The organism is Thiohalocapsa sp. (assembly GCF_019695415.1).
Taxonomy (GTDB): Bacteria; Pseudomonadota; Gammaproteobacteria; order Chromatiales; family Chromatiaceae; genus Thiohalocapsa.
This window is the reverse complement of record NZ_JAIFKJ010000273.1, coordinates 1-11,078: the sequence shown is the minus strand read 5'-3', so window position 1 is coordinate 11,078 and position 11,078 is coordinate 1. Positions and strand designations below refer to the sequence as shown.

General features: G+C 67.8%; 10 protein-coding genes. All 10 read left to right on the top strand.

Annotated features, from left to right (window positions below; translation table 11 throughout):
- Positions 1–446: 446 nt before the first annotated feature.
- Positions 447–914 (top strand): putative toxin-antitoxin system toxin component, PIN family, encoded by a 468-nt coding sequence (locus tag I6U14_RS07870; protein WP_296898268.1) that lies wholly within the window; start codon positions 447–449, stop codon positions 912–914.
- A 43-nt stretch (positions 915–957) separates the two neighbouring features.
- The gene (locus I6U14_RS07865; protein ID WP_296898266.1) at positions 958–1,890 is read left to right on the top strand and encodes a hypothetical protein; all 933 of its coding nucleotides are present in this window, start codon (positions 958–960) and stop codon (positions 1,888–1,890) included.
- A 174-nt stretch (positions 1,891–2,064) separates the two neighbouring features.
- Entirely contained in the window at positions 2,065–3,132 is a 1,068-nt protein-coding gene (purM, locus tag I6U14_RS07860; protein WP_296898264.1) for a phosphoribosylformylglycinamidine cyclo-ligase, read from the top strand.
- A complete protein-coding gene (gene purN, locus I6U14_RS07855) occupies positions 3,122–3,805 on the top strand; it encodes a phosphoribosylglycinamide formyltransferase (RefSeq protein ID WP_296898262.1) in 684 nt (227 codons plus the stop codon). The genes purM and purN overlap by 11 nt, the downstream gene beginning before the upstream one ends.
- Positions 3,806–3,964: 159 nt before the next feature.
- A complete protein-coding gene (gene nhaR / locus I6U14_RS07850; protein ID WP_296898260.1) occupies positions 3,965–4,915 on the top strand; it encodes a transcriptional activator NhaR in 951 nt (316 codons plus the stop codon).
- A 113-nt stretch (positions 4,916–5,028) separates the two neighbouring features.
- Positions 5,029–6,114, top strand: a complete 1,086-nt coding sequence (locus I6U14_RS07845) for an alpha/beta hydrolase (protein WP_296898258.1) — start codon at positions 5,029–5,031, stop codon at positions 6,112–6,114.
- A gap of 457 nt (positions 6,115–6,571) precedes the next feature.
- Positions 6,572–7,711: an ABC transporter permease gene (locus tag I6U14_RS07840; RefSeq protein WP_296898256.1), complete on the top strand. Its 1,140-nt coding sequence runs from the start codon at positions 6,572–6,574 to the stop codon at positions 7,709–7,711.
- Positions 7,708–8,499: an ABC transporter ATP-binding protein gene (locus I6U14_RS07835; RefSeq protein WP_296898255.1), complete on the top strand. Its 792-nt coding sequence runs from the start codon at positions 7,708–7,710 to the stop codon at positions 8,497–8,499. Before I6U14_RS07840 ends, I6U14_RS07835 begins: the two co-directional genes overlap by 4 nt.
- A gap of 165 nt (positions 8,500–8,664) precedes the next feature.
- Positions 8,665–9,711, top strand: coding sequence for an MlaD family protein (locus I6U14_RS07830; protein ID WP_296898254.1), 1,047 nt, complete (start codon positions 8,665–8,667; stop codon positions 9,709–9,711).
- 208 nt (positions 9,712–9,919) lie between these two features.
- Positions 9,920–11,078, top strand: a 1,159-nt coding sequence (gene miaB / locus I6U14_RS07825) for a tRNA (N6-isopentenyl adenosine(37)-C2)-methylthiotransferase MiaB (RefSeq protein ID WP_296898253.1), incomplete at its 3' end; no start/stop codon positions are given.

Here is an 11,078-nt window from a genome sequence, read left to right as displayed (position 1 = left end):
TCGCGCTCCACGTAGGCCGGCACGCGCTGCCCGTCCCAGTCGTCTTCCCCTGCGAGCGCGAGAGAGGTCTCCAAGTGCTGCTGGACGATCTGGTAGAGGGCGGTTTGCTCGGGATGGCGGCGGCAGTATGGGGCAGGTCCGCATCCCGGTGACGCGACGGCCATGTCGGTATCCGGCTGGCATTCGGCGCTTGACTGTATTTATATACAGTTTAGCGGCGATTTGACCTTCTCCAGGTGCCTGCGACCGGCGCGCGACAGGTTGACGCCACAGCGTTTGGCGCTGTTTGCCGGGGATCAGAAACCGTGTTGTCCGACGCGCCATCGTTGCTTGTCCTACTACGCCGAGAACTTGGCCAGACGAAAGGCGGACAGGGCGGGCGCGCCGCGCAGACAGAGCATCTCGGCATTCTCCGGGGAAACTGCGAATCGATGCCGGGATGATACGTGAGCGCCCCCCGTCTCAGCAGAACCGTGCGCGCGGGATTTGCCTTCGTCGCGTCTGCCGATATGCTGTGGCATATGTTGTTGGTGCTGGATACCGACGTGATCGTCGCCGGCGTCATGAGCGCAAGCGGTACGTCGCGCATGTTGTTGGAAACGGTCGGTGTCGGCGCGCTGCAAGCCGCAGCCTCAGTGCCGCTGTTCCTGGAATACGAATCCGTGCTGAAGCGTGAGGAGACGTTGCGCCGCGCGGGCGCCACCGTCGACGACATCGACGCGATCCTGGATCAACTCGCTTCAATGCTCGTCCGCGTGGAGATCTGGTACCTGTGGCGTCCGCAGCTGAGGGGCCGGGACGATGACATGGTGCTGGAGGCGGCCGCCAACGCCGGCGCCACGCACATCGTCAGCTTCAATCTTCAGGATTTGGGTTTGAGCACGCCGACACCGCCGCGCGCCGAGTCATTCTGAAAGGATGACCACACAAAACCGAGGCCCCAGCCCCAAGCCCGTCATGTCCAGCATCCGAGCCTACTCCCAGCGCCTGCTGCCGCCCTTCTCCGGCGTCGTGCAGATCGCGCAATCGAACCGGGCGCGGGCGCAGAGCTTCGACGGCGTCAGCTGGGAGGTCCATTACGTGCCGCGGAGCACCGAGGCACAGCGCCGGCAGCAGATGCCGCTGGGCTATGCACTGGATCGGGGCTACTACCGCGTTGCCCACTTTCAGGACAACCGGCTCACGCCCTATGTGCTACCGGCGGTGCTGGATGCCGCACAAGTGAACGAGTGCAGCGAGGAGCTGGCGGCATTTCTGTCTTCGGCGACGGTGCCCTTTCCCGCCGCGGACGTATTCGAGTACTGGCTGCTGGATGGCAGGGATGAGTCCCCGTTGGCGCTGCTCTTCTCCTGCTGCGAGGCGGCGCAGATGTCCAGCTATCCGACCAAAAGCGGCTGGACGGCGCTGCCCCATTCGAAGCTGCGGATCGCCTCGACGGCCGAGGAGCAGGCGCGGCAGGAGCCGCCCGTGAATCATCGCTTTCAGGACATGGTGACCAACCGCGCCGGCGCTGCGCCGCGCGCTGCCTGGTTCGAGCGGGCGCCGGGCAGCGCCGGCGAGTTTCCCCCGCTGCTCGTGCGCGAGGACTGGCAGTCCGACCGGGAGCGCGATCTTTGCCAGCGCTACCTGCTGCGCACGGCGCCGATCCTGCTGATGCTGCAAGGCCTGCCCCGGGATCACCGGGAGCGCCTGGAGGTCGCGGCCAAGCGCTACGCGGTGGAAGTGGATCAGCACTATCCGTTGTATCCGGAGGTCAATGACGAGAAGCGCATGGCGGCGATCCGCGTCGAAGCGCGACTGCGCCGTGGCTCGCCACAGACCACCGAGCCGCGCCCGACGAGACAGTCCGGCCCGACGCCGCTCAGCAAGGACATGCGGATTCTGGAGTAAGGCCCTCAGCGACGTTGCCGGCGCGTCAGGTGTCGCCAGCGCGGTATCGGCTTCGGCCGCAGTTGCCGCCGCGGGCGCGCATGCGAGAATAGCCTCACTGCGGCTGCGCGCCCGTCGGGCATCCCCGCTCCCGCACGCCGCTCCCCTCCATTGCCGCAGCCGAGGCCGCCAGCGATGACCAGCGAATCCCTCACCTACCGCGACGCGGGCGTTGACATCGACGCCGGCGAGACGCTTGTCCAGCGCATCAAGCCCGCGGTGGCGGCCACGCGCCGGCCTGGGGTGCTGTCCGGCCTCGGCGGCTTCGGCGGGCTTTTCGAGCTGCCGACGGGCTATCGCAACCCGGTGCTGGTGTCGGGCACCGACGGCGTCGGCACCAAGCTCAAGCTGGCGGTGGCCGCCGGGCGTCATGGCGGAGTCGGCATCGACTTGGTGGCCATGTGCGCGAACGACATTGTCGTCTGCGGTGCGGAGCCCTTGTTCTTTTTGGATTACTACGCCACCGGCAAGCTGGACGTGGACACGGCAGCATCGGTGGTCGAGGGTATCGCCGAGGGCTGCAAGCGCGCCGGTTGTGCGCTGATCGGCGGCGAGACGGCCGAGATGCCCGGCATGTATGGCGACGGCGACTACGATCTCGCCGGCTTCTGCGTCGGCATCGTGGAGAAGGACGCCATCCTGGAGCCGAGCCGCGTCAAGCCCGGCGATGCGCTCATTGCGCTGGCGTCCAGCGGTCCGCATTCCAATGGCTTCTCGCTGATTCGCCGGGTGCTGGAGGCGAGCGGCGCGAGCCTGGATGAGACCTTGGAAGAGCCGAGCCATCCGGACGTAGAGGAAACCATCACCCTGGGCGACGCCCTGCTGGCGCCGACCCGCATCTATGCCAAGCCCGCGCTGGCGCTGATCCGGCATGGCGGCGTGCATGCCCTGGCCCACATTACCGGCGGGGGCATCACCGACAACCTGCCGCGGGTGCTGCCAGCGGGCGTCAAGGCGGTCATCGATCTGCGCACCTGGACGCCGCCGCCCGTGTTCCGCTGGCTCAAGGACGCCGGCAACATCGCCCAGGCGGAGCTGCTGCGCACGTTCAACTGCGGTGTGGGCATGATCGCCTGCGTCGCCGCCGAGCGCGCCGCCGGCGCCTGCGGCCTCCTGCGCACCGCCGGAGAGCAGGCGTGGATTATCGGCCGAGTAGAGCCGCACCAGGGTCAGCCTGTGGTGGAGTATGCCGGTGGCAAGTGACCCGCCGGACAAGTCCCCGCCACTCGCCGTCGCGGTGCTGATCTCGGGCAGCGGCAGCAATCTACAGGCCCTCATCGACGCGCAACAGGCGGGCGAGCTGCCCATCGACATCCGAGTGGTGATCAGCAATCGGGCGGATGCCTATGGGCTGACGCGGGCCGCCAACGCCGGCATCGAAACCAAGGTCCTCAGCCACAAGGGCTTCCCGAGCCGCGCCGAGTACGACCAGGCGCTGGCCGCCCTGTTGCGTGAGTTCGACCCGGGCCTGGTGGTGCTCGCCGGCTTCATGCGTATCCTCACACCTGAGCTCGTCGCGCGCTTTCACGGGCGGATGTTCAACATCCACCCCTCCCTGCTGCCCAAGTATCCTGGCCTGCATACCCATCAGCGGGCGCTCGACGCCGGCGACGCCGAGCACGGCGCCACGGTGCACTTCGTCACCGACGAGCTGGACGGCGGGCCGCGGGTGCTCCAGGCCAGGGTGCCGGTGCTGCCGGGAGACGACGCCGAACGCCTCGCCGCCCGCGTGCTCGAACAGGAGCACCGCATCTATCCTCTCGCCGTCCGCTGGTTCGCGACGGGCCGGCTGCGCCTGGATCACGCCGGCCGCGTCTTACTGGACGGGCGCGTGCTGACAGAACCCGCGGACCTGGCGGACATTGCTCGGGACTGACATCCGGCACAGCTCCGTCGCTTCCGGCTCACGGCAGAGCTTCCGCAGAACCGCTATGGCTCGAAATCCCGGAACTGCGACCCCAAACAGTTCGAACCAATCGAAGCGTCCGCGGCCCACCCGCGGCCCGGTCGCACCAGCTCGGGGGTCTCCGAAGACATGGCTCACCTGAACCTCAAGCATCTGCGTTACTTCTGGTCCGTGGCCACCCACGGCTCCATCGCCCGCGCCGCCGAGGTCCTGCACTTGACGCCGCAGACCATCAGCGGTCAGCTCCGGGAGCTCGAAGACCAGGTGGGCGCCAAGCTCTTCACCAAATCCGGCCGTGGCCTGGCGCTGACGGACACCGGCCGGCTGGTGTTCTCCTACGCGGACGAGATGTTCCGCATCAGCGACGAGCTCCAGGACGTCCTGGCCGGCCGGACCCCCGGTGGCGGTCTGACGCTCAACGTCGGCGTCGCCATGGTGGTGCCCAAGCTGCTCACGCACCGGGTGCTGGCACCGGCGCTGGTGATGGACGAGCCCGTGCGCCTGCAGTGCGTTGAGCGCCCCCTCACGGAGCTGCTCGCGGACCTCTCTGTGCACAAGCTGGACCTGGTGCTGACCGACAGCCCCCTGAACCCTGCGCTCAATATCCGTGCTTACACGCATCCACTCGGCGAGACCCCGAGCGTTTTCTTCGCTGCACGGCCCCTCGCCGAGCGTTTGCGTGCGGGCTTTCCAACATCCCTGGACGGTGCACCCATGCTCATGCCGAGCAGCCACAGCGCTCTGCGCCGGGCGCTGGACCAATGGCTGGACCGCCTGGACATCAAACCGAACGTGGTGGCGGAGATCGAAGACCGCGCGTTGATGAAGACCTTCGGCGAGGCCGGCGCCGGCGTCTTCAGCGTGCCCCAGGCGGTGGCGGACGACGTGCTGCAAAAATACGACGTCGAGGTCATCGGTCGCAGCGACGAGGTCACCGAGCGCTTCTACGTCATCTCCGCCGAGCGGCGCATCAAGCACCCAGCCGTCTCGGCCATCACCGAAACCGCCCGCAGCGGCCTCTTCTCGCCGCGGTGGCCGGCCTCAAGGGCAGCGGCGGCACCGGCGCAGAGCGCTTTCTGAGCCCCACCGGCAGTCGCCAAGGATCAGGGTAACGCGCACCGCTCCCGGCGCATCACAGCCGCCGCCCCTGCGGCCGCGGCGGACGCATCGCGGACGCCCTTGTCTAACCGCCCATGCCCTGGCTGACTCTGCCCCTGCTGCTGCTCGCCGCCCTCGCCGGCATCACGCAACTGGAAACGCGCCGGCTGGAAGCACGCTTCCCGCCCGTGGGGCGCTTTGCCGATGTGGATGGCGTGCGGCTGCATTACAGCATCGCCGGGCCCGCGGATGTCGGCACCACGCCCATCGTGCTGATCCACGGCGCATCCACCAGCCTGCTGGACTTCCACGCGAGCTTGATGCCGCCGCTCGCGGAGGGCCATTCGGTCGTGGCCGTGGACCGACCCGGGCACGGCTACAGCGAGCGTCCGGACCCGCGCAGCTCCGCCGGCGGAGCGATCGCCGCCCTTGCCGCCACGCGCGCTGGCGACGAGCGCTGGCGCAAGCCCGACAACGCCGCCAAGCGTGGCGGCTCCGACTGGCCCGACCCCGCCGAGCAGGCCAGGCTGCTGCATGAGCTGATGCTGGACCTCGGTATCGAACGGCCGGTGCTGGTAGGCCACTCCCTCGCCGGCGCCGTGGTGCTGGCCTATCTGCTGGCCTACCCCGACGAGGCCGCCGGCGGTGTGTTGCTCGCGGGCGGCAGCCACCCCTGGAAAGGTGGCGTATCTTGGTACAACGACCTCGCCGGGGTGCCACTGCTGGGGCCCATCTTTGCGCACACCATGCCGCTCACACTCGGCCGACTGCTCTTGGAGGACGGGCTCGCCGAGGCCTTCGAGCCCAATGCGCCTCCACCCGATTATCTGCGCCGTACGGGCGTGGAGCTGACGCTGCGCCCGGAGGCCTTCCTCGCCAACGCCGAGGACGTAAGCGGCCTGAGCCGTTTCCTGGAGGGCCAGAGCAACCACTACGCCTACATCCGCCGGCCGCTGTTGCTCATCACCGGCGACGCCGATGAGGTGGTGCCGGCGTGGAACCACGCCGAGCGTCTGGTGCGGCAGGCCCCGCTGGCGGAGCTGGTACGTCTGCCCGGCATCGGCCATGGGCTGCACCATGTCGCCACAGACCAGGTGGCGGCGCTCATCGACGACTTCACCCGGCGCGTGGCCCCGGCGCCGGCGACCCCCGCACAGAACCCAGCACAGAGCACGCCATGATGCCGGACGCCGACACCATGGGCAGCGCCCCTGCCGCGCTGCTGGGACTGCCGACGGCGTTCTCCGGCCGGGCCGAGGTGCCGACGGCCGACCTGGTGCAGGCGCTGACTGCGGCCGGGGAGGATGGGTTGCGCTTCGATCGGTCGATCCTACGACCCTGCAGCTTTGCTCGAAACGAGCTACCAGGTCTAAGCCGCGTAGGGCTCAACCTCGGCGTCGATGGACTCGCCCACGGCGCGCTTTGCAAGCTCCAGCTCGTCGCCCTGCTGCAAGTTCAGCCAGGACTGCGGCGTGGTGTCGAATGCGAATGCGTCGCTGACCGTCCCGGTCGCCGCGGAGCTGCTCCAGACGGTTGGATGGGGGCACGCGCAGAAAGTCGAGCGTGTCCGCCGCGTCCAACGCCAGCAGCCTGGCGTAGGATGGTGAAGGAGTTCGTGCTCACCGAGCCACTGCCCGCATGACAACCCCTCCACCGACAGTCGATCTGCACAGCGAGGGCGAGCACGCGACGCTGGTGCTCGGCGGCAGCTGGCGCCTACAACAGCGCCTGCCACGGCTGGTGCAGGCAGAGCGGATGCTAGACCGCGCACCCGGGGCGACACAGCTCGGCTTCGACACGTCAGCACTGACGGACTGGGACTCAGGGCTCGTCACCTTCATCGCCGGTCTCAATCAGCTTTGCGAGCGGCGCGGCATCGCATGCCAGGCAGAGGGTCTGCCCGCAGGCTTGCGCAAGCTCCTGACGCTCGCCCGCTCGGTGCCGCAGACCGGCCGCGGCGGCCACGCCACGCGTCCGGCGCCGTCGTTCGTGGCCCGGGTCGGCACCGATGCCATGGACCTCATGCAGTCCACAGGCGAAATCATGGAGTTCTTTGGCGAGGGCGCACTGGCCTTCCGCCGTTTCCTGCTCGGCCGGGCGCGCTTCAAACAGTCGGATCTCTGGGTGATCATGCAAGAAGCTGGCGCCGATGCCCTGCCCATTGTCGGGCTAGTGAGCTTCTTGGTGGGGATGATCCTGGGCTACATCGGCGAGCAACAGTTGAAGCAATTCGGTGCGCAGATCTATGTCGCCGATCTCGTCGGGCTCGCCACCGTGATCCAGATGGGCGCGCTGGTGACGGCCATCGTGCTGGCTGGGCGCACCGGCGCCGCCTTCGCTGCACGCATCGGCACCATGCAGGTGAATGAGGAGATCGATGCGCTGCGCACGCTCGGCATTCCGCCCATGGAGTTTCTGGTACTGCCGCGGATGCTGGCGCTCATCGCGATGACGCCGCTGCTCGCCGTCTATGCGAACTTGCTCGGTATCCTCGGGGGCGCTTTCGTCGGCACGGTCGTCGGCGGTCTGACCTTGTCCGCCTACATGACCCAGACGCAGCTCGCCATCGGCTGGAACCACATCATTCAAGGGCTCATCGCCGCGACCGTATACGGCGCCATCGTCGCCGCTTCCGGCTGTCTGCGCGGCATGCAGTGCGGGCGCAGCGCCGCCGCCGTGGGCGAGGCGACCACCTCGGCCGTGGTGACCGCCATCGTCTTTATCGTCATCGCCGCCGCGGTGCTCACCATCATCTTCGACGCCGTGGGGCTGTCGTGAGCACGACGGACGACAAGCCTGCGGAACAGCCGCACATCCGCCTGGACGGGGTGAGTCTCGGCTACGGCGACACGCTGGTGCAGCAGGGCCTGAGCTTCGACATCCGCCGCGGGGACGTCTTCGTCATCATGGGCGGCAGCGGATGCGGCAAGAGCACTGTCATGCGCTGCCTGACCGGGCTGTTGCCGCCTTGGTCAGGGCGGGTGCTGCTGGGGGGCGAGAGCCTGTGGGAGCTGCCTTCCGCCCAGCGCAGCGCCTGCATGCGCCGCAACGGTGTCATGTACCAAAGCGGCGCTCTGTGGAGCTCCATGACCTTGGAAGAGAATATCTGCCTGCCGTTGGAGCAGTACACCCGGCTCGCCCCGGAGCAGATACGGGCCATCGCCGAATACAAGCTTGCACTGGTGGGCCTCGCGGGCTATGGTGACTACTACCCGTCGGAGATCAGCGGTGGCATGCGCAAGCGTGTCGGCGTGGCCCGAGCCATGGCGCTGGATCCTGATACGCTCTACTTCGACGAGCCCTCGGCGGGACTGGACCCCCTATCCGCCCGGCGGCTGGATGAGCTGATCCTGGAGCTGCGCGACAGCCTCGGCACCACGATGGTGGTCATCACCCACGAGCTGGACAGCATTTTCACCATCGCCGACGATGCGGTCTTTTTGGACGCCGAGACCAAGACCATGCTCGCCACCGGCAACCCCCGCGAGCTGCGCGACCACAGCTCGGTGCCTCAGGTGCGCGCCTTCCTGACACGCGGCGAGGTGAGCGCAGATGCAGCAGCCTAGCAACGCCCGCTCTAACAGCACGCGAAACGACGCTCAGCCCGCCGCGCTGTCCAGGCTGCCCCACCCTCAGCCCTCAGCCCTCAGCCGTGATGCTCTTTGGGCAGCAGAGCCCCATTGCGTGCCCATGCCAGCCGCGCGCCACCGGCGGACAGGGGGCTCGCGCGGATGAGCAAACAGGCCAATCCCACCGTCATCGGCGGCTTCGTACTCGGCGCCCTAGTGCTCGTGGTGGTGGCAATCCTGGTCTTCAGCAGCGGCGCCTGGATGCGCGAGCGGGTGGCGATGGTGACCTACTTCGAAACCACGGTGCAGGGGCTTAACGTCGGCAGCCAGGTGCTGTTCCAGGGCGTGCCCGTCGGCCAGGTGACCGGCATCGGGGTGGACTACGACGCCACCCAGGGGCGCGTTCGCATCCCGGTGCGCTACGAGATTTGGCCCAAGCAGCTCCACATTCTGGACGCCACCCGCACAGACGGTGGCGACCTGCGCAGCCTGCTCCGGGAGCTCGTTGCGGAGCAGGGTCTGCGCGCCAAACTCGAGTCCGTGAGCTTCGTCACTGGCCAATACGTCATCACGCTGAGTCTGGATGCGAGCGCGTCACCGCTGACCTCGGCCCAAGAGGCCCGCGGCCCGGTGGAGGTGCCACCGACGCCGGCCACCCGGGATCAGTTGGAGGAGATGCTCCAGAACATCGACCTAGGCACCCTGGTGGGTGCTGCCACCGGTACGCTGGTGGCGCTGGAAGAGCTGCTGCGCTCCCCCGCGCTGCACTCGGCGCTCGAGAATCTGGACGGGACCCTGAGCGGCACCAGGACGGCGCTCTCAGAGCTCAATGCGGAGCTGCGGCCTTTGCTGCGTCGGGCGGACGAGACCTTCGCCGCCTACCGAGAGCTGGCAGTGACTCTGGAGGCACAGGTGAACCCCCTGGCCACGCGCATCGAGCAGCGCGTGGACGCGTTGAGCGCCGATATCTCCCGCGTCACCCAAAACCTGGACGCCAGCATCGGCCCCGTCACCAACGCTGCCACCGGCGCGCTGACGGAGGCCGGCGCAGCCATGCGCGCCATTACGGAGCTTGCAGGCGAAGGCTCCACGACGCGCTACGAGCTCTCGCAACTACTCACCGAGGCCACGCGTGCCGCACGCTCCCTGCGCAGCCTGGCGGATTACCTGGAGCGTCACCCGGAGTCGCTCATCCAGGGAAAGCGCTAGCCTCTACTGACGGTGCCCGAGCGGCACGTGCCATCGGCGGGGGCATTCGATCATCGGCACGGAACTGCTTGACATCAAAACCCTAGCACCACATTCTGGCCGGCTTTCTATCAGGCGTGTCTCTTGCTCGAGGCCGCCCGAGCCGCCCGGTGAGAGCGTTGCGGCGGATGTTGACGGGGCGTCGCCCGGCGCCACTTACTGCCTCAGGATGACACGCAAACTCTACATACAAACCTACGGCTGCCAGATGAACGAGTACGACTCCGCGCGCATCGCGGACGTGCTGCGTGTATCTCATGGGGCCGAGCTGACCCAAGACCCGGCGGCGGCGGATATCCTGCTGCTCAACACCTGCTCCATCCGCGAGAAGGCGCAGGAAAAGGTCTTCTCGCAGCTCGGGCGCTGGCGGCCATGGAAGGATCAGCGCCCGGATCTGGTCATCGGCGTCGGCGGCTGTGTGGCGAGCCAGGAGGGCGACGCCATCCGCGCGCGCGCGCCCTACGTGGACCTCGTATTTGGCCCACAGACACTGCACCGACTGCCGGACATGCTCGATGCCCTGCTCGCGCAGCGCGCACCGCAGATCGACGTCTCCTTCCCTGAGATCGAGAAATTCGACCGCCTGCCGGAGCCCCGCGCCGAGGGACCCAAAGCCTTCGTATCCGTCATGGAGGGCTGCTCCAAGTACTGCACCTTCTGTGTGGTGCCCTACACCCGCGGCGAGGAGATCAGCCGGCCCTTCGACGACGTTATCGCCGAGGTGGCGAGCCTCGCCGAGCAGGGCGTGCGCGAGGTCAACCTGCTGGGGCAAAACGTCAATGCCTACCGCGGCCCGATGCATGACGGCGAGATCGCCGACCTCGCCCTCCTGATCCGCTATGTGGCCGCCGTGGACGGCATCGAGCGCATCCGCTTCACCACCTCGCACCCGGTGGAATTTTCAGACAGCCTCATCGAGTGCTATCGGGATGTCCCGGAGCTGGTGAGCTTCCTGCACCTGCCGGTGCAGAGCGGCTCCGACCGCATCCTGGCGCAGATGAAGCGCGGCCACACGGCCCTGGAGTACAAGGAGAAGATCCGCCGGCTCAAGCGCGCCCGGCCGGGCATCAGCATCTCCTCGGACTTCATCGTCGGCTTCCCCGGCGAGACCGAGACCGACTTCGCGGCCACCATGGACCTAGTGACGGACATCGGCTTCGATCAGTCCTTCAGCTTCATCTACAGTCAGCGCCCCGGGACCCCGGCGGCGGCGCTGCCGGACGACGTGCCCCAGGCGGTCAAGCAGGCCCGGCTCGCGCGCCTGCAGCAGCAGATCAACCACCAGGCCCAGGTCATCAGCCGCCGCATGGTGGGCGAGACACACCGGG